The following is an 18,138-nucleotide window of genomic DNA, read 5'->3' as shown; positions in this document are numbered from 1 at the left end:
CGTCCGATAAAATAGCTAGTCGTCCGCGATAGCTTCGGCTTCGAGTTCGGGGTCGTCGGTGTCGCCATCAGCATCTTCGGAACCGTCGGCGGCCGTCTCGGGTTCAGACCCCGCGCCGGGGTCGGCGTCGAACACCTCGGGGTTCCGAATCCAGAGGTCGCCGAACAGGTCGTCCTGCTTGAGGTAGACCGTGCTCCGGTGGGACAGAAACAGGAGCGCGAGGTAGGTCGTCATCACGGTGTCGGCCACGTCGCGTATCTCGGCGAACAGCACCTCGTCGCGGCCCTTCTCGTAGTGGGTGGCGAGCACGTCGCCGACGGCTTCGACGACCGCCTCGATGTCCTCGTTGTGGGCGGTCCCCGTCACGTCGTCTTCGGTTGGTTCGCCCGCGCCGCGCATCTCGCCGGGCGTGTGGTAGTCGAGCGTCTGCGTTCCGCGGGAGAAGCCGCGCGGCGACTCGGAGGTGTCGTACTCGCGGCGACGCTTCCACCACGACCCGCGTTCGACCTCCCGGAGTTCGCGGACGAGTTCGTCCAGCGTCTCCGGCGACCCGCGGGCGTGCTTGCGTTCGAGCCGGCGGTCCATCTCGTCTTCCAGCGCGTCGATGGGGTCGAAGCCGGGCGACCCGCCGTCGTCGTCGCCGGGGTGACCCTCCTCGCCGCCGCCCTGTAAGGCGAGTTCCCACGGTTCGAGTTCCTCCTCGTCGGGTTCGTCCGGCGCGAGGAGTTCGTCGGATTTCATGCGCAGGAGGACGCTCGCGTAGAACAGCGCCCGCCCGGTCGTCCGGAGGTCCATCGCGTCGAGGCGGTTCAGAAAGGCGTCCGTGACCTCCACGATGTCGATGTCCCACGGGTCGATGGTCCCCTCCTTGGCGAGTTGGACGAGGAGTTCGACCGGTTCGACCTCGTCGTCGTCGGTCTCGGAGACGTCCTCCGGGAGTACATCGTCCATCGCGTCGGGTTCGGCGGGGGCGGCGTCCGCCTCGGAGCCGGACGCGGCGTCGTCGCGGGCGAACGAGAAGACTTCGTCGTCGTCGGCCTCGCGTTCGTCGCCGTCGCGGCCGCGAGAGAGGTTCAGTTCGGGAATGTCGTCAGTCATCCGCCGGAACCTCCGCTTCCACGTCCGCGTCGGCCTCGCCGCCGTCACCGCCGTCGGCGTCGTCGTCGGGGCGGTCGCCGTCGGAGTCGTCGCCGCCCGGTCCGTCCGCGTCGGTTCCGTCGCCGCCGGCCTCGCCGTCGCCGAACTGGATGCCCGTGACGGCGCTGACGTTGTCGCCCTGCATCGTCACGCCGATAGCGCGCTCGGCGCGTTCGAGGAGCGCGGAGCGGTGCGAGACGACGACGAACTGGGCGTCGCCCGCGAGGTCGTCGACCATCTGGCCGACGCGCTCGGCGTTCGCGGCGTCGAGGAAGGCGTCCACCTCGTCGAGCGCGTAGAACGGCGCGGGGTTGTGCCGCTGGATGGCGAAGATGAACGCGAGCGCCGTCAGCGACTTCTCGCCGCCGGACATGGCGTCGAGGCGCTGGATGGGCTTGTCGCCCGGCTGGGCCTTCATCGTCAGGCCCTCCTCGAACGGGTCGTCGGGGTTCTCCAACTGGAGGTGGCCCGTCCCGTTCGACAGGCGCTCGAAGATGTCGGTGAAGTTCTCGGCGATGGCGTCGAACGACTCCATGAACGTCGCCTTCTTCTGGGACTCGTACTGGTCGATGCGGTCGGCGATGGCGTCGCGCTCTTCGACCAGCACGTCGCGGCGCTCCCGGAGGTCTTCGAGGTCGGCCTTCACGTCGTCGTACTCGTCGATGGCGAGCATGTTGACCGGTTCGAGCGCCTCCATCTCCTCGGTGAGGCGCTCGATTTCCGACTCGACGGTGTCGTGGTCGGGAATCTCGTCGGGGTCGTAGTCGCCGACCTGCGATTCGAGCTCGTCGATTTCCCATTCGAGGCGCTCGGCGGCCGAGCGCATGCTTTCGAGCTTCGATTCGACCGCGTTCACGCGGTCTTTCTTCTCGTCGCGGGCGCTCCGGGCCTCGCGGAGATCCGCCTGTAGCTCCGTGCGGTCGTCTTTGAGGTCGACCAGTTCCTCTTCGAGTTCGGCGACCGCCTCGCGCTTGGCTTCGAGGTCGTCCTCGCGCTCCTCGATTTTCGACTCCGCCTCGGAGATGGACTCCCGAGCCTCGGCCTTGCGGTTCTGGGCGGCCTCGACCGTGTCGTGGAGGTCGTCGACCGCGTCTTCGGCGTACTGCTTTTCGAGCTGAATCTCGTTGAGCCGGCCGTCGAGCGTCGACATCCGGTCTTCGAGGTCGTCGATGTCGGCGCGAATCTCGTCTTCACGGGCGGTGAGCTCCGGAATCTCGGAGTCCGCGAGCTCGGTCTCGATGTCCTCGATGGCGGCCTCGACCGTCTCGATTTCGTCGTCGAGGTCCGCGATTTCGTCGTCGAGGTCGGACATCTGTTCGTCCACCGACTCGCGTTCGGACTGGAGTTCGTCGAGGCGGTCGTTCAGCCGGTCGATTTCGGCTTCGGCGTCCTCGATGTCCTCCTCCGCGTCCTCGATTTCGCGCTCGATGGTCCGGACGCGGTCGGCGGCGTCGGAGGCCCGCCCGCGGGCGTCGTCGAGGTCGTCGTCGATGTCCCGAATCTCCTCGTTGAGCGAGCGACGGCGGTCTTCGAGCTTCGTGATCTCCTTCGCGAGGCGGTCGAGTTTGCCCTCGCCGGACTTCGAAAACGAGTAGCGAGAGCCGCCGCCGGAGCCGCCGGTCATCGCGCCGGAGCGCTCCACGAGGTCGCCGTCGAGGGTGACCATCCGGTAGTCGCCCATCAGGTCGCGGGCGGTCTCCATGTCCTCGACGACGAGCGTCGAGCCGAGGACGTACGAGAAAATCGACTCGTACTGGCTGTCGTAGTCGACGAGGTTGCGCGCGAAGTCCACGACGCCGGGGTTGTTGGGCTTGCGCGGCAGGCTCCGGTTGTCCATCTTCGTGATGGGCAGGAACGTCGCGCGGCCCGCGTTGCGGGACTTCAGGTGGTCGATACAGGACGACCCCACGCCGTCGTCGTCGACGACGACGTTGGCGAGGCGGCCGCCGGCGGCCGTCTCACAGGCTTTCGCGTACTCGCCGTCGACGGAGGCGAGTTGGCCGACCGCGCCGTGGACGCCGGAGATGCCGGCGTTGAGGATGGTCGTGACGGCGCGGGGCCACGAGTTGTCGCCGTCCTTCCCGGCGCGGGCTTCGAGGCGGGCGTACTCGGACTGCTTGGTCTGGAGTTCGTCCGTGACCTCCGAGAGCTCGTCGTTCAGGTCGGCCTTCTCGGCCTGCAGGTCCTCGATGACGCCGTCTATCTTCGCCTTGTTCTTTTCCGCGGTGTCGAGTTCGCTGTGCAGGTCGGAGACGGTCGCCTTCAGTTCGGGGATGCGCTCGCGGGCGCGTTCGAGTTCGTCCCGCGTCTCCGAAATCTGGTTCGAGCGGCGGCGCGCGTCGTCCAGCAGGCGGTCCTTGGCGCGCTGGCGGTCGTTCTTCTCGTCTTTGAGGTCGTCGAGCGTCTCCTTTTTCTCCGCGAGGTCGGACTTCAACTCGTCGAACTCGGTGTCCACCGAGTCGATTTCGGCCTGCACCTCGGAGAGTTCGACCCGCTTGGACTGGACGTCGCTTTTGACCGACGCCTTCTCGACTTTGACCTCGCGGATGTCGTCTTCGAGGTCGTCTATCTGCTCTTGCTTGCGGTCGATGTCGATGAACGCCTTCCGGCGCTCGGCCTCGGCGTCGTCGCGCTTTTCCTCGGCGGCCTCGATGGCGGTCTCCAGCCGGGAGATGTCGCCCTTTATCTCCTCCATCTCCGATTTGATGCGGAGCTGTTCGTCTTCGCCCTTGCGCTCGATCTCGCGGGTGAGGTCTTCGAGGTCCTCTTCGAGACGGGTGACCTTGCCCTGCCGCTCGTCGAGTTCGGCCTGTAGGTCTTCGAGGTCGGCCTCGGTGGACTCGACGCGCGATTCGGTCCGCGAGAGGTCGTCGCGCTTGTCTTCGAGTTCCGCGGCCTTCAGGTAGCCCTCGTACTCCTCTCTGTCCTCGCGGAGCCCCTTGTAGGTGAGCGCCGTCTCGCGCTCGTCGGCGAGCTGGTCGAGTCGCGTCTCCTTTTCCTCGATGCGGAGGTCCGCCTCGTCGACGCGCTCTTCGACCGCCTCCAACTCCTCGAAGGCGGCGTCTTTCTTCTCGTCGAACTCGGCGACGCCCGCGATTTCGTCGATGATGCCCCGCCGCTGGTAGGGCGTCATGTTGATTATCTCGGTCACGTCGCCCTGCATGACGACGTTGTAGCCCTCGGGGGTGATGCCCGCCTGCGCGAGCAGGTCCTTGATGTCCGAGAGGTTGACCGAGCGCTCGTTGAGGTAGTAGTACGAGTAGTAGTTGTCCGGCGTCTCCTTGACGCGGCGCTTGATGGTTATCTCCTCGACGTCGCCGACCTTGTCGGTGCCGGCGGCGTTGACGACCTGCGAGCGGTCGAGCGTCCCCTCGGAGTTGTCGAGGACGACCGTGACGCTGGCCTCCTTGGGCTGTGCGGCGGCCTCGTCGCTGCCGTCGGCGTGACCGGGGTTGTAGATGAGGTCCGTCAGCTTCTCGGCGCGAATCCCGCGGGTGCGGGCGAGGCCGAGCGCGAAGAGGACGCCGTCGATGATGTTCGATTTGCCGGAACCGTTCGGGCCCGTAACGACCGTGAAATCCTCGTAGAACGGGATGCGAGTCGGCCGCCCGAAGCTCTTGAAACCGTCAAGGACGAGCTCTTTGATGTGCATGGGTTGGTGTTCGCGCGGGCGACGCCCGCAGATGGAGCGCGCCGCATGAACACGGGGCGCGCTCGCTCGGACGGTGCGCCCGATTACGCGACGATGATGTCGTCGTCGGGGGTCTCGCCGTCGCCTTCGTCAGTCTCGTCGGCCTCGTCCGGTTTAGTCTCATCGCCGTCGGCCGACGCCACCTCGTCGGCGTCGGCGGACTCCGCGGCGGCGTCCGCTGCGGCCTCGTCTTCGGTCTCCCAGTCGCCGCGACGGGTCGCGGCCCGCGAGGGGACCTCCACGTCGTTGGCGTCTTCGAGCTGTCGAAGCCGCTCTTTGGTCTCGACGAGCTCCTCGGTGAGCCCGTTCACGGCGGCCTGCAGTTCTGCGACTTTGGATTCGAGTTCCTCCACCCGGTTACTCATGGGTAACATAGCCCCGCGCGTGAGACATAAATGTGCGTCAGACAATCACCGAAAATGTGATACGTGTGAGGGGACTCGCGCCCTCGGGCCCGCGTCGCCGACCGCTCTGCCATCGCCGACCGCTCAGTCGCGGTACGACTCGGTCGTCGTCGCCCGGAGCGAGCGGACCGCGTCGAGGTACTCCTCGCGACCGCGCTTTTCGGCTTTCGCCTCGCGGACCGCCGCCATGGCCTCGTGGCTGGTGAGCAGGTCGACCAGCGTGCAGGCGGTGAGTTTCGCGGGGATGACGTAGGCCATCTCCTCGTCGACGACGCGGAAGTCGCGGGCGTGGACCGCGCCCTCGAAGCCGCCGGTCCACGGGTGGATGCCGGGGACGAGCTGCGTGATGTCGCCCATGTCGGTCGACCCGGAGAGGTGCGGCGTCCCCGGCGTGACCGCGTCGGGGCCGACGATGTCGCGGGCGTTGTCGTCGTAGAACGCGACTATCGTCTCGTCGGTCCGAAGCGGCATGTAGCCGGGGTAGTCCTCGATTTCCACGTCGCCGCCGACGCCCATCGCGCCGGAAGCGAGCGCCCGGTTGACCGACTCGTTGGCGTCCGCGACCGCTTCGACCGAGGCCGCGCGGACGTACGACTCCATCGTCACCTCGGCGGGGACGACGTTGACGCCGTCGCCGCCGCGGGTGATGATGGGGTGGACGCGGACGTGGTCCTCGTCGCGGAACCGCTCGCGCTGGGCGTGGACCGCGTTCATCCCGAGCATCGCGGCGTTGAGCGCGTTGACGCCCTCTTCGGGGGCCGCGCCGGCGTGCGCCTCGGTCCCGCGATAGGTGACGAACTTGCCGACGAAGCCGTTGGTCGAGAAGTCGCTCGTAATCGTCCGCTCGGGCGTGTCGCTGCCGGCGTGCATCATCGCGGCGGCGTCCCAGTCGTCGACGTAGCCCCGGCGGATGAGTTCCTGTTTGCCGCCGAAGAACTCGATGTCGCCGGCTTCGAGCAGGTCGCGGCGGTAGTCGAGGTCGAGGTACTCTTCGGCCGGGACGGCGACGAACTCGACCGCGCCGTCGAGGTCGGCGACGACCCCGCTGCCGACGAGGCCGAAGGCGGTCCCCACGAGGTGCGCGAGCTGGGCGTTGTGGCCGCAGGCGTGGACCGCGCCGGTCTCGGGGTCCGCCATCGGGTGGTCCGGGTTGACGAGCGCGTCGAGTTCGCCGAGGACGGCCGCGACGAAGTCGCCGGAGCCGGCACGAGCGCGCGCGCCGGTAATCGCCAGCTCCGTCTCCACGTCGAGGTCGAGGTCCTCGAAGAGCGAGACGACCTTCTCGGTGGTCTTCACCTCCTTGTAGCCGAGTTCCGGCTCGGCCTGTACGTCCTTCGCGAAGGCGATGATCTCGTCGGCGCGGTCGTCGATGGCGTCGCAGACGCGGGCTTTGAGGGCCGCGGTGCGGTCGTCGTCGGTCACCGCGTCTCACCCCGGCGCGGGCGGCGGGCGGCCGTGGCCGTGGGGCCCGCCATCAGATAATCCCCTGTGCGGAGAGCACGGCCTGCGAGATGAGCGCCGAGCCGAAGAACGTCCCGAAGAAGACGAACACCGCCACGAGGACGAGCTTCCAGCTGACCTCCTTCATCTTCCCGGTCTGGAGGCCGATAGAGAGGCCCGCGTAGGCGAGAATCGGCGTCGTCGTCGCGAGGAAATCGACCTCGCCGACGGCGGCGAGAAACGGCGCTTGCACCGGCGAAAACGGCAGTGCGAGCGCGAAGGCGAGCACCATCGCGTAGGCGAACGCCGGCAGGTCGAGCGGAATCAGCCGCCCCATGAGCAGGGCGGCGAGGCCGATGACGACGATGAGCGCCATGCCGGGGAGCGCGGCGACGAAGCCGGTGCCGGTGGCGATGAAGTTGGCCGTCAGCGTCAGGAACGCAACCACGAGCAGCATCTTCAGCGACTCGACGGAGAACTCCGGCGTGGACATCGACATCTCACTCACCTCCGTCGGTCGCGGCGGTACCCCGGCCGAGCACGGGCGCGAGGACCGCGTACAGGCGCGTGATGACCGGGAGACCGACGAGGATGACCATGTAGAGCCCCGTGATGCCGGTCAGGAGGTTGCTCGTCGCGGCGAAGCTGAGAATCTGGTCCTCGGCGACGCCCGCGCCGCCGGCGGCCGCCGCCAGCGACGTGGAACAGGCGGTCATCATGCTCGCCGACCCCATGCCGCACGCCATCGACAGCGCGAGGGGATGAAGCCCCGTCGCGGGCGCGAAGCCGCCGAGCAGGCCGAAGAAGACGGTTCCGAGGACCGTCCCGGTCATGTAGGTTCCGAGGACGCCGCGGCCCTCGGGCGACTCGATGCCGTACTTGTCGGTGATGACGCCGAGGGTCGGCTCGCGGGCGATGCTGACCGCGGCCCCGATGGACTCGCGCTTGAGACCCAAAAGCAGGGCGAGCGGGAGCGCGATGAGAATCGTGCCGAGGTTACCGAACTCCTGTAAGACGAACGCCGGCCCGGCCGCCACGAGGTCGTAGAACGACGGCGCGACGAGCGTCCCGTACTTGACGCCGAGCGGCATCAGCGCGATGACGAGAAGCGGCGAGGCGATGCGGCTCACGTCCTCGTCGACGACCGACCGGAGCGGTTCGACGACCGACCCGAGGACGCTGTAACTGACGCCGAGGCCGAGGACGACGGCGTACAGGAGCGGCAGGAGCACGACCTGACCCGGCCCGAGCGGGAACGTTATCGTGCCGATGAGTTCCGCGACGACGACGATGAGAAGCACCGTCAGGTGCGTCCGGAGATGCGCCGAGAGCCGGCCGGCGGTCCGAATCGGTGCCCATCTGTCTGAAGTGGTATTGTTTGTCATATGTGAACGGTTTCGTGTGAACCGTAGAAATGAAACACCAGTATATAAATCCTCGTTAGTTATTGTCAACCATGTACGACCGGGCGCGTCGGGGTCGCCACCCGCGGCGAGCGTCTCGGCGAGCGGTCCCGTTAGTCTTTAGCCCACCGCCGTCGAAGCGCGGCCAATGACTGCGCAAGCGCTCGAACAGCGCGAACTCGCGGTCGTCATCGGGTTGGAGGTCCACGTTCAACTCGAAACGGCCACGAAGATTTTCTGTAGCTGTTCGACCGAGCCTGCCGAGGACGAGGAGCCGAACACCCGCGTGTGCCCCGTCTGTCTCGGGCTACCGGGCGCGCTCCCGGTGCTCAACGAGGCGGCGGTGGAGTCGGCGGTCAAAATCGGCAAGGCGCTGAACGCCGACATCGCCGAGGACACCCGCTTCCACCGGAAGAACTACTACTACCCCGACCTGCCCAAGAACTTCCAGATCACCCAGTACGACGCGCCCATCTGCGCCGACGGGACGCTGGAGGTGTCCGTCGAGGGCACCCGCCGCGACATCGGCATCACGCGCGCCCACCTCGAAGAGGACCCCGGGAGCCTCCAGCACAAAGGCGGCAGCATCGACACGGCGGACTACACGCTCGTCAACTACAACCGCGCCGGCACGCCGCTGGTCGAAATCGTCACCGAACCCGACTTCCGAAGCCCGCAGGAGACCCGCGCGTTCCTCGCCAAGCTCGAAGAGGTGCTCGAATACCTCGGCGTGTTCGACGCCACCCGCGACGGCTCGCTCCGCATCGACGCCAACATCTCGCTCGTCCCCGCCGACGAGGTCGACGACGACGGCGCGATTTCCGGCGAGGCGCTCGAAGCGGCCAACCGCACCGAGGTCAAGAACATCTCCAGCCACAAGGGCGCAGAGAAGGCGCTGGCGTACGAGGTCACCCGCCAGAAGAACGCCATCCAGCGCGGCCGCGCCGTCGAACAGGAGACGCGCCACTGGGACGAGTCCCGCGGCATCACCGTCTCGATGCGCTCGAAGGAAGAAGAAAAGGACTACCGCTACTTCCGCGAGGCCGACCTCCCGCCGCTGCAGGTCGCCCACTGGAAGGAGGAGATTCCGATTCCGGAGCTCCCCGACGCCCGCCGCGAGCGCTTCCACGCCGAGTACGGCATCGACGAGGAGTCCGCCTCGAAGCTCACCTCGACCAAGGAGGTCGCGGACTTCTTCGAGGACGTGGCCGCCGAGTTCGACGCCGACCTCGCCGCGACGTGGGTCGCCGACAACCTGCTCGGCGAACTCAACTACCGCGACATGGAGATCACGGACGTGTCGGACCGTCTCGACGAGTTCACGCGGCTCGTCGAGCTCGTCGCCGCCGACGAGGTGACGACGAAGAACGCCGAGGAAATCGTCCTCCGCGAGATGCTCGACGAGGGCAAGGACCCCGACACCATCGTCGAAGAAGCGGGGCTCGGCAAGGCCGACGACGACGAAATCGGCGGCTTCGTGCAGGAGGCCATCGACGAGAACCCCGACGCCGTCTCCGACTACCACGACGGCGAGGGCGGCGCGCTGAACTTCCTCGTCGGGCAGGTCATGCAGAAGTCCAAGGGGAGCGCCGACCCCGGCACGGTGAACCAGTTGCTCCGCGAGCGACTGGACGAGTAACCGACTGACTTCGGTTTTGCTTCTCCGCGACGAGCGGCCGCTTCTGTCGGTGCCGGTGTGCGCGTGCGTGGTTACGACCCGTCGGCGTCGTCGCCGCGACCGAACAGCATCGCCGACCCGAGAACGACCGCGAACCACGTCAGCGCCTCCTCCGCCGCCGGCGACGACGGGAGCGGGCGGTCCACGCCGGTCCGGTAGACGAGGAAGTAGTCACCGTCGAGTTCGAACACCCTCGCGCCCGCGTCCGTCGGCCAGAGTTCGCGGTCCGCGGTCGCCGACCCGTCCTCGATAGCCGTCCGCGCGGTCGGGTATCGGTCGGGAGGCCGAGCGACCCCATCGAGCGCCGCCGCGGCCGAGACGCGTTCCGTCGAGAGGACGTACCGGCCGTCCTCCCACGTCGATTCGCGCTCGAAGACCCGGCCGTCGTAGTACGCGAGATACCGTTCGGCGGCGTCGAGGTGGCCGGATGTGCTCGACTTCACGTCCGGATGGTCCACCGCGAGCGTCCCGTTCAGGGTCGCTGCCTCCAGCGCGCAGTAGCGCGTCACCGACGACCCGACCGAGCAGACGAAGCCATCGATGCCGTGCCACAACTCCGAGCGAGCGTCGCGGTCGGGGACGACGAGTCGGTTATCCTCGACCCCGATTTCGGCGGACTCGTAGGTGTACGTCGGTCCGGTGAGTCCGAGCGCCGGCCCCCAAAGCGGCGTGAAAATCAGGAGGACCGCGAGGCCGAGTCGGAGATGTTCGGTGGAGGGCTGTCGCATGGCGCTCCCTTCCGAGCCGTCGAAGAAAGTCGTTCTGCTGTCAGGTTCGGCGGGCGGCTGTCGTCGGTTCTGGTGTCGCAGTCGTCTCGGGTATCGTCGTCGCTCCCAGCGTCGAGTCGGCAGAGCGAATCGGCGAAATCCGACGGGAGACGCGGCGTGCCGCGGACGCGTCGGTAGACACACACCTTCGCGCGCGAGGGCGCTCACCCGCCCGCCCGTATCCGCGCGCGTCGAGGGCGCTACTGCACGAATTCGGCACGAAAGGTTTAGGACACCCCACGTCATATCGCCGCTCAATGAGCAGGGGTCCGGAACTCATCATCACGGAGAAGGACAACGCCGCGAGGCGCATCGCCGACATCCTGAGCGGCGAGACCGCCGAGGCGGAGCGAATGAACGGCGTGAACGTCTACAAGTGGGGCGGCAAGCGCTGCATCGGCCTGTCGGGCCACGTCGTCGGCGTGGACTTCCCGCCGGAGTACAACGACTGGCGCGACGTGGAGCCGGTCGAACTCATCGGCGCGCCCGTCGAGAAACACCCCACGCAGGAGAACATCGTCGCCGCGCTCCGCCGGCTCGCCCGCCGCGCGGGGAAGGTCACCATCGCGACCGACTACGACCGCGAGGGCGAACTCATCGGGAAAGAGGCGTACGAACTCGTCCGCGACGTCAACGAGGACGTGCCCGTCGACCGCGTGCGGTTTTCCTCGATTACGAACCGCGAGGTGACGGAAGCCTTCGAGAATCCCGACGACCTCGACTTCGACCTCGCCGCCGCGGGCGAGGCCCGACAGATTATCGACCTCGTCTGGGGCGCGGCGCTCACGCGCTTCCTCTCGCTTTCGGCCCGCCAGCTCGGCAACGACTTCATCTCGGTCGGCCGCGTGCAGGGGCCGACGCTGAAGCTCATCGTCGACCGCGAGCGCGAGATCGATGCGTTCGACCCCGAGGACTACTGGGAGCTGTTCTCCAAACTGACGAAGGACGCCGACGGCGACGCGGAGTCCTTCGAGGCGCAGTACTTCTACCTCGACGACGACGGCACCGAAGCCGAGCGCATCTGGAACGAGGAGGACGCGGAGGAAGCCTACCGGACGCTCCTCGGCGTCGAGGCCGCGGAAGTCGCGTCGGTCAACCGCCGCACGCGGACCGACACGCCGCCCGCGCCGTTCAACACCACGCAGTTCATCCGCGCCGCCGGCTCTATCGGCTACTCCGCCCAGCGGGCGATGAGCATCGCCGAAGACCTCTACACGGCCGGCTACATCACCTACCCGCGGACCGACAACACGGTCTACCCCGACGACCTCGACCCGCGCGAACTGCTCGGCGCGTTCGAGGGCGACCGCCGGTTCAAGGAGGACGCCGAGTCCCTCCTCGAACAGGAGGAGATCGAACCCACCGAGGGCGACAACGAGACGACCGACCACCCGCCGATTCACCCGACCGGCGAACTCCCCTCGGCGTCCGACCTCTCGGACGACGAGTGGGACGTGTACGAACTCGTCGTCCGGCGCTTCTTCGCCACGGTCGCGGAGGACGCCGTCTGGGAGCACCTCCGCGTCGTCGCAGAGGTCGAAGGGCTCTCGCTGAAGGCCAACGGCAAGCGCCTGCTCGAAGCGGGCTACCACGACGTCTACCCGTACTTCAACTCCACCGAGTCGTTCGTGCCGGACGTCGAGGAAGGCGAGTCGCTCGTGCTGTCCGACACGCACCTCGACGCCAAGCAGACCCAGCCCCCGCGGCGCTACGGCCAGTCGCGGCTCATCGAGACGATGGAACAGATGGGCATCGGGACGAAAGCGACCCGCCACGACGTGATTCAGAAGCTCTACGACCGCGGCTACATCGAGAGCGACCCGCCGCGGCCGACCCGCCTCGCGCGGGCCGTCGTGGAGGCCTCCGAGGACTTCGCGAAGCTCATCGTCAGCGAGGAGATGACCTCGCAGCTCGAATCCGACATGCTGGCTATCGCCCGCGGCGAGGCCACCCTCGAAGACGTGACCGAGGAGTCCAAAGAGATGCTCGGAGAGGTGTTCGAGGGGCTGATGGAGTCCCGCGAGGAGCTCGGCAAGCAGCTACAGGACTCGCTGAAGGCCGACAAGACCGTCGGCACCTGCCCCGACTGCGGCGGCGACCTCGTCGTCAGAAAGAGCCGCCGCGGCTCGTACTTCATCGGCTGTGACTCCTACCCCGACTGCACGCACACGCTCCCGCTTCCCTCCACGGGCAAGCCGCTCATCATGGAGGATTCCTGCGAGGACCACGACCTCCACCACATCAAGATGCTCGCCGGGCGCAAGACGTTCGTCCACGGCTGTCCGCTCTGTAAGGCCGAGGAGGCCGACGAGGAAGACGACCTCGTCATCGGGACGTGTCCCGAGTGTGGTGCGGAGGAAGGAGGAGAGCTAGCTATCAAGCGCCTCCGCTCCGGGTCCCGGCTCGTCGGCTGTACCCGCTACCCCGACTGCGACTACTCGCTGCCGCTCCCCCGCCGCGGCGACATCGAGGTAACAGACGAGTCCTGCGAGGAACACGACCTCCCGGAGCTCCGGATCACCTACGAGGGCGACCGCGAGCCGTGGGAACTCGGCTGTCCCATCTGCAACTACCGCGAGTACCAGGCCCAGCAGAACGGCGAGGGCGGCTCCGAGTTAGAGAGCATCAGCGGCATCGGCGCGAAGACCGCCGAGAAACTGAAAGACGCCGGCATCGAGGACGTGAAGACGCTGAAGGCGTCCGAACCCGACGACATCGCGGCGAAAGTCGAGGGCGTGGGTGCGGATACGGTTCGGAAGTGGCAGACTGCGGCCGATTAATTCCCGTTCCAGACGTAGCGTTTTTTCCGGCCGCTTTCGACCGAGACTTCGGGGAGCCGGGCGAGCCAAACGCCGACAGAACTCCCCCGGCGCTTCGCGCTACTCCGAGATAGCTCCGACTCGGACGCGATGAAGTCAACGAGCTCGCCGTGTCCGAACGATCCCGATTCCGCGAGCGAATCTACGATTCGCTTGATTATCTCCGCGTTTCGAATCCCGCCGAGAAGGAGGGATTCGGCCTCGTCTTCGAGGTCCGCGGTTCGATAGGCGACGTACCGAGCGCCGCTTCGGGTGAGCGACCAGCGGCGCTGTCTGTGGGTGCCCTCGTCGGGCCACTCTTGGTGAACGAACCCGAGAATCCAGCCCGCAATCGCGTACAGGTCCGCGTGACGGGCCGAGACGTTCGCGTACGCGACGATGTCGTCTTTCGCTCCGCGGGTGTCGCCGATAGCCGAGAGAACGGTATCCAGCGTTTCGAACGAATTAGCGAGTGGGATTCGCTTAGATGGTATCGCGCCCACCTCATCGGGCTCTCCGAACAGGCTCCAAAACCCATCGTCGGGCTCGAACTGAGCACTCTGCCGGCGGACGCCGACGCGAAGGTCGACCATCGACTCGAACAGCGCGGGACCGTTCACCAAGTGGATACCCGCCCGTTCGGCGCTTTCGGCGGCCGGTATAGTGAACGAACTCGTCGTGATAACCGTCCCGGTGTCGCATCCCGTATCGGCCAGCGCGCCCTGAAATCGCTGTATCGCGGGCGAACCGACCGTATTGCTCGGGTCGTATCGCTTCGCTTGAACGCCGATCGAAACGTCCAGAAGCGGATTTCTGATACGTCCGTCGATGTCGATACCACCGTCCTGTCGAAACGCCGTCACCGAGAACCGTGCCGGAGGAAGCGACTCCGTGAGTACCGATTCACAGAGTAGTTCGAACTCCTCCGCAGACAGGGCCATCGCTCTGTTTTCGACGTATTCGGTTGCGGCGACAGCGTCCATCGTACGCCGGATTGGGCGACAGGTCGGTTAAAATTCACTCTTGGCCGTATGTACGCTCAGTCCATCCGCACGCTTTTTACGCCCCCTCAAGCATAGAGCGACCAATGAGCTATCCGTGGGAAGACTGGGATCATATCACCAAAATCGACCCGGACAAGGACCTCGCCGACGGCGAGACGTTCGAAGACGTGTGTGAGACGGGGACCGACGCCCTCGAAATCGGCGGGACGCTCGACATCACAGAAGAGAAGATGGAGCGCGTCATCGAGGCGACTGCGAAGTACGACGTGCCCATCTATCAGGAGCCGTCGAACCCCGGCGTCGTCATCGACGACGACGCGCTGGACGGCTATCTCATCCCGACGGTGTTCAACGCGAGCGACTCGTTTTGGATCACCGGCGCGCACAAGGAGTGGGTCCGCATCGAAGACGGCCTGGACTGGGACCGCACCCACACCGAGGCGTACATCGTGTTGAACCCCGAGTCGTCGGTCGCCGAGTACACCGACGCCGACACCGACCAGTCCGCGGAGGACGTGGCCTCGTTCGCCCGCGTCGCCGAGAAGATGTTCGGCCAGAAAATCATCTACGTCGAGTACTCGGGCACCTACGGCGACCCAGAGAAGGTCGGCGCGGCGCACGACGCGCTCGACGACGCGACGCTGTTCTACGGCGGCGGCATCCACGACTACGAGACGGCCTACGAGATGGGCCAGCACGCCGACGCGGTCGTCGTCGGCAACCTCCTGCACGACGAGGGCGTCGACGCGGTGCGCGAGACGGTCGAGGGCGCGAAGGACGCGACGGCCGAACTCGTCGCCGAGTAATCCCACGGGCGCGGTTTCTGTTTCTACGCCGACTCCATCGACTCGGCCGACCCCGAGTTTGCGTCGCCAGCGCGCGACTCCCGAGTCACTTCCACGCCGAGCGACGGCGCATCAGGCGCGCCGCGACCGAGGAGCGTCGCCGACACGACCAAAAAGAGGAACGACGCGGTCGCAGCGAGGACGGTCCCGGCGACCGGCACCGAAGCACAGAGGAAGACGAGCAGACGGGCGACGAAGACGACGAGCGCGACGGCCGAGGCGACGCGGACGAACGAGCGGTCGAACGCGAGGTCGCGCACCGCGGGCACCGATGCGGCGAGCGACCCCTCGCGGGCGAGGGCGACCGTCGCCACGAGCGAGAGATACGACCCCGCCAGCGAGGCGAGGCCGGCCGCGACGAGTCCGGCGGTGTCGAGCGCGGTGAGGCCGAGAAGCCCGAGCATCTCCGGGTGGGTCGCGTACGAGAGCATCGCAATCGACGGCCCCGACCCCGGAAGGGCGGCGGCCGCGAGGGCGAGCGCGGGGAGTTGGAGCGCGACGAGCGTGCCCGAGAGGCGAGCGCCGTCGACGGCCATGCCGGCGAGGTCGTCGAACGAGGGGAGCGCGGCCGCCTCGCGGTCGCCGGCGCGAACGAGGCGGACGACGTAGCCCGCGAGCAGAATACCCGCGAGCGGCGTTGCGACCGACGCGAGCGTCGAGAGGACGCCGATGACGGCCGTATCGAGCGAGGTGTCTTCGGCGAGCGGGAGTGCGAACGCGGCTTCGAGGTCTGAAACGTCCATGTCCGAGTCGAGGTGGCCGCGGATTCGCATATAAACCTCAGCGTCGGAACCGTCACGGTAGCCCAACGCGCATCCGGTTCACTCCTCGGTCGTCGGTTCGCCGTCCCAGTAGCCGACTTCGGCGTTCCGCGGGAAGTAGCCGTGGAGCGTCCGCGCGCTCTTGTCGCCGCCGGGGGGCGCGCCGCAGAACACGCCGACTTTGTCGGAGTCCGGGTAGACCGTCACGTCGGGGTGGTTCATCGTCGAGAGCGCGAGGTACCGGAGCGGTTCGTCGCCGTCGTTCTCGATTTGCCTGACGTAGTCTTCCCCCGCGGGGAGCGCGACGTAGGTGTCCGGTTCGAGGTCGAGGTCGGCCGCACCCTCGCGCGTCCGGAGCGTTCCCGTTCCGGAGAGCACGTACAGCGCCTCCTCGTTGCCCTCGTGGTAGTGCGTCGGCCACGGCCGCTTGCCGGGCGGGACTTCGTAGAGCGAACAGCCGAGGTCGCGGCCGCCGGCGCGGTCCGCGAGTCGCTTCCGGCGGAACGCGAAGCGGTCGCCGCGTCCGCTTTCGGACCAGTCGAGGTCGGCGACGCGGGCGGCGTCCGGTGCCGGGTCGGACTCCGAGGGTGCGTCCGGTGAGTCGGGAGCCATACCGGGGTGACGCGCGCCGCGGACTAAGTACCGCGGGGCCGACTGCCACGAGAAGTCGTGTCTCGCGGTCGACTCGCCGCGTGCAAGACTGGACGGTCGAACGCCTCCGAGCGAGGCGAAGACACGATGTTTAAGACGAACGGTCGGGAACCACGTCGTATGCGAAACCGAACGTACACGGCCGACGCCGAGCCCGGTGACACGATCACCGTCGCCGGCTGGGTCCACGAAATCCGTGACCTCGGCGGCATCGCGTTTCTGATTCTCCGGGACACCTCCGGCAAGATTCAGGTCAAGTTCGAGAAGGACGAGATGGACGACGACCTCGTCGAGACGGGTCTCGGCGTCCACCGCGAGAGCGTCATCTCCGTGACCGGCGAGGTCGCAGAAGAGCCGCGCGCGCCGACGGGCGTCGAAGTCACGCCCGAGAGCCTCGACGTCATCGCCGAGGCCGAGGCGCAGCTCCCGCTCGACCCCTCCGGCAAGGTCGACGCCGAGCTCTCGACGCGCCTCGACAACCGCACGCTCGACCTCCGCAAGGACGAGGTCAAGGCCATCTTCGAGATTCGCGCCGAGGTCCAGCGCGCCGTCCGCGAGCAGTTCCGCGACCTCCGCGCCACCGAGATTAACACGCCGAAAATCGTCGCCACGGGGACCGAGGGCGGCACCGAACTGTTCCCCATCACCTACTTCGGCAAGGAGGCGTTCATGAACCAGTCGCCGCAGCTGTTCAAACAGCTGATGGTCGGCTCCGGTCTGGAGCGCGTCTTCGAGGTCGGCCCCATCTTCCGCGCCGAAGAGCACAACACGCCCCGCCACCTCAACGAGGCGACCTCCATCGACTTCGAGTCGGCGTTCATCGACCACACGGAGGCGATGGACGTGTGTGAGGCCGTCGTCACGGCCGCCTATGAGGCCGTCGAGGAGAACTGTCAGGACGAACTCGAAGCGCTCGGTCTCGAAGACGAGTTCGAAGCGCCGTCCGGCGAGTTCCCGCGGCTCACCTACGAGGAGGCCATCCAGCGCATCAACGCCACGGGCGAACTCGACGAACAGCTCGTCTGGGGCGACGACCTCCCCACCGAGGGCGAGAAGGCGCTCGGCGAGGACGTCGGCGAGCACTACTTCATCACCGACTGGCCCAGCGAGATCAAGCCGTTCTACATCAAGGACCACCACGACGACGAGACGCTCTCGACGGGCTTCGACATGATGCACCCGAACATGGAACTCGTCTCGGGCGGCCAGCGTGAACACCGCTTCGACCACCTCGTCGCCGGCTTCGAACAGCAGGGCCTCGACCCCGACGCGTTCGAGTACTACACGAAGATGTTCAAGTACGGCATGCCTCCGCACGCCGGCTTCGGGCTCGGCGGCGAGCGCCTCATCATGACGATGCTCGGACTGGAGAACATCCGGGAAGCGGTTCTGTTCCCACGAGACAGACAACGCCTGAGTCCGTAGACGAAGGCGCAACACGAGCACGGGAGCCGGGAGCGGCTTTGCCGCGACCGAGTTCCCGCGAGACCGCCACCGTCTGAGCCGTAGGGCGAAGACGTGGCGAGCCAACGAGACGGGCGCACGCGAGTCTCGTCGGA

At 67.1% G+C, this 18,138-nt stretch carries 14 protein-coding genes; 4 read left to right on the top strand and 10 right to left on the bottom strand.

Annotation, left to right across the window (positions count from 1 at the left end):
* Window positions 1–15: 15 nt before the first annotated feature.
* The 6 genes from FY251_RS00450 to FY251_RS00425 form a co-directional block, all read right to left on the bottom strand.
* The gene (locus FY251_RS00450) at window positions 16–1,098 is read right to left on the bottom strand and encodes a ScpA family protein (RefSeq protein ID WP_148412980.1); all 1,083 of its coding nucleotides are present in this window, start codon (window positions 1,096–1,098) and stop codon (window positions 16–18) included.
* Window positions 1,091–4,789, bottom strand: a complete 3,699-nt coding sequence (gene smc, locus FY251_RS00445; RefSeq protein WP_148412979.1) for a chromosome segregation protein SMC — start codon at window positions 4,787–4,789, stop codon at window positions 1,091–1,093. The genes FY251_RS00450 and smc overlap by 8 nt, the downstream gene beginning before the upstream one ends.
* Window positions 4,790–4,872: 83 nt before the next feature.
* On the bottom strand, window positions 4,873–5,193 hold the full coding sequence (locus FY251_RS00440) for a chromosome segregation protein SMC (RefSeq protein ID WP_089779098.1): 321 nt from the start codon (window positions 5,191–5,193) through the stop codon (window positions 4,873–4,875).
* 123 nt (window positions 5,194–5,316) lie between these two features.
* A complete protein-coding gene (locus tag FY251_RS00435; protein ID WP_148412978.1) occupies window positions 5,317–6,654 on the bottom strand; it encodes an amidohydrolase in 1,338 nt (445 codons plus the stop codon).
* Window positions 6,655–6,706: 52 nt separating this feature from the next.
* Complete coding sequence (locus tag FY251_RS00430) at window positions 6,707–7,171, bottom strand: hypothetical protein (RefSeq protein WP_089779102.1); 465 nt, start codon at window positions 7,169–7,171, stop codon at window positions 6,707–6,709.
* Between the two features lies 1 nt (window position 7,172).
* Window positions 7,173–8,057, bottom strand: coding sequence for a DUF3100 domain-containing protein (locus FY251_RS00425; protein ID WP_148412977.1), 885 nt, complete (start codon window positions 8,055–8,057; stop codon window positions 7,173–7,175).
* A gap of 166 nt (window positions 8,058–8,223) precedes the next feature.
* Here FY251_RS00425 and gatB point away from each other — a divergent pair, with 166 nt between their 5' ends.
* Entirely contained in the window at window positions 8,224–9,714 is a 1,491-nt protein-coding gene (gene gatB, locus FY251_RS00420) for an Asp-tRNA(Asn)/Glu-tRNA(Gln) amidotransferase subunit GatB (RefSeq protein ID WP_148412976.1), read from the top strand.
* A 71-nt stretch (window positions 9,715–9,785) separates the two neighbouring features.
* Here the strand turns inward: gatB and FY251_RS00415 are convergent, their stop codons facing one another.
* Window positions 9,786–10,481, bottom strand: coding sequence for a hypothetical protein (locus tag FY251_RS00415; RefSeq protein WP_148412975.1), 696 nt, complete (start codon window positions 10,479–10,481; stop codon window positions 9,786–9,788).
* Between the two features lie 296 nt (window positions 10,482–10,777).
* On the opposite strand from FY251_RS00415, the gene FY251_RS00410 reads away from it, so the two are divergent.
* The gene (locus tag FY251_RS00410; RefSeq protein ID WP_148412974.1) at window positions 10,778–13,300 is read left to right on the top strand and encodes a DNA topoisomerase I; all 2,523 of its coding nucleotides are present in this window, start codon (window positions 10,778–10,780) and stop codon (window positions 13,298–13,300) included.
* Here FY251_RS00410 and FY251_RS00405 read toward each other — a convergent pair.
* Window positions 13,297–14,301 carry a restriction endonuclease gene (locus FY251_RS00405; RefSeq protein ID WP_148412973.1) on the bottom strand — a complete coding sequence of 335 codons (1,005 nt, stop codon included), beginning with the start codon at window positions 14,299–14,301 and terminating at the stop codon, window positions 13,297–13,299. The genes FY251_RS00410 and FY251_RS00405 overlap by 4 nt on opposite strands.
* Before the next feature lie 104 nt (window positions 14,302–14,405).
* Between FY251_RS00405 and FY251_RS00400 the strand changes: the two genes are divergently transcribed.
* The gene (locus FY251_RS00400) at window positions 14,406–15,128 is read left to right on the top strand and encodes a phosphoglycerol geranylgeranyltransferase (RefSeq protein WP_148412972.1); all 723 of its coding nucleotides are present in this window, start codon (window positions 14,406–14,408) and stop codon (window positions 15,126–15,128) included.
* Window positions 15,129–15,151: 23 nt separating this feature from the next.
* Here the strand turns inward: FY251_RS00400 and FY251_RS00395 are convergent, their stop codons facing one another.
* Both FY251_RS00395 and FY251_RS00390 read right to left on the bottom strand, forming a co-directional pair.
* The gene (locus FY251_RS00395; protein ID WP_148412971.1) at window positions 15,152–15,910 is read right to left on the bottom strand and encodes a DUF4013 domain-containing protein; all 759 of its coding nucleotides are present in this window, start codon (window positions 15,908–15,910) and stop codon (window positions 15,152–15,154) included.
* A 78-nt stretch (window positions 15,911–15,988) separates the two neighbouring features.
* The gene (locus FY251_RS00390) at window positions 15,989–16,540 is read right to left on the bottom strand and encodes a cupin domain-containing protein (RefSeq protein ID WP_148412970.1); all 552 of its coding nucleotides are present in this window, start codon (window positions 16,538–16,540) and stop codon (window positions 15,989–15,991) included.
* A gap of 159 nt (window positions 16,541–16,699) precedes the next feature.
* Here FY251_RS00390 and aspS point away from each other — a divergent pair, with 159 nt between their 5' ends.
* Window positions 16,700–18,004 carry an aspartate--tRNA(Asn) ligase gene (gene aspS, locus FY251_RS00385; protein ID WP_148412969.1) on the top strand — a complete coding sequence of 435 codons (1,305 nt, stop codon included), beginning with the start codon at window positions 16,700–16,702 and terminating at the stop codon, window positions 18,002–18,004.
* Window positions 18,005–18,138 lie beyond the last annotated feature (134 nt).

This window comes from Haloferax sp. KTX1 (assembly GCF_902410085.1).
Classification (GTDB): domain Archaea; phylum Halobacteriota; class Halobacteria; order Halobacteriales; family Haloferacaceae; genus Haloferax; species Haloferax massiliensis.
This window is presented reverse-complemented; position numbering and strand designations above follow the sequence as displayed.

Coding starts and splice junctions, on each gene's coding strand:
- FY251_RS00450 (WP_148412980.1), bottom strand. CDS start 1,098: ATGACTGACGACATTCCCGAACTGAACCTCTCTCGCGGCCGCGACGGC.
- smc (WP_148412979.1), bottom strand. CDS start 4,789: ATGCACATCAAAGAGCTCGTCCTTGACGGTTTCAAGAGCTTCGGGCGG.
- FY251_RS00440 (WP_089779098.1), bottom strand. CDS start 5,193: ATGAGTAACCGGGTGGAGGAACTCGAATCCAAAGTCGCAGAACTGCAG.
- FY251_RS00430 (WP_089779102.1), bottom strand. CDS start 7,171: ATGTCGATGTCCACGCCGGAGTTCTCCGTCGAGTCGCTGAAGATGCTG.
- FY251_RS00425 (WP_148412977.1), bottom strand. CDS start 8,057: ATGACAAACAATACCACTTCAGACAGATGGGCACCGATTCGGACCGCC.
- gatB (WP_148412976.1), top strand. CDS start 8,224: ATGACTGCGCAAGCGCTCGAACAGCGCGAACTCGCGGTCGTCATCGGG.
- FY251_RS00415 (WP_148412975.1), bottom strand. CDS start 10,481: ATGCGACAGCCCTCCACCGAACATCTCCGACTCGGCCTCGCGGTCCTC.
- FY251_RS00410 (WP_148412974.1), top strand. CDS start 10,778: ATGAGCAGGGGTCCGGAACTCATCATCACGGAGAAGGACAACGCCGCG.
- FY251_RS00405 (WP_148412973.1), bottom strand. CDS start 14,301: ATGGACGCTGTCGCCGCAACCGAATACGTCGAAAACAGAGCGATGGCC.
- FY251_RS00400 (WP_148412972.1), top strand. CDS start 14,406: ATGAGCTATCCGTGGGAAGACTGGGATCATATCACCAAAATCGACCCG.
- FY251_RS00395 (WP_148412971.1), bottom strand. CDS start 15,910: ATGGACGTTTCAGACCTCGAAGCCGCGTTCGCACTCCCGCTCGCCGAA.
- FY251_RS00390 (WP_148412970.1), bottom strand. CDS start 16,540: ATGGCTCCCGACTCACCGGACGCACCCTCGGAGTCCGACCCGGCACCG.
- aspS (WP_148412969.1), top strand. CDS start 16,700: ATGCGAAACCGAACGTACACGGCCGACGCCGAGCCCGGTGACACGATC.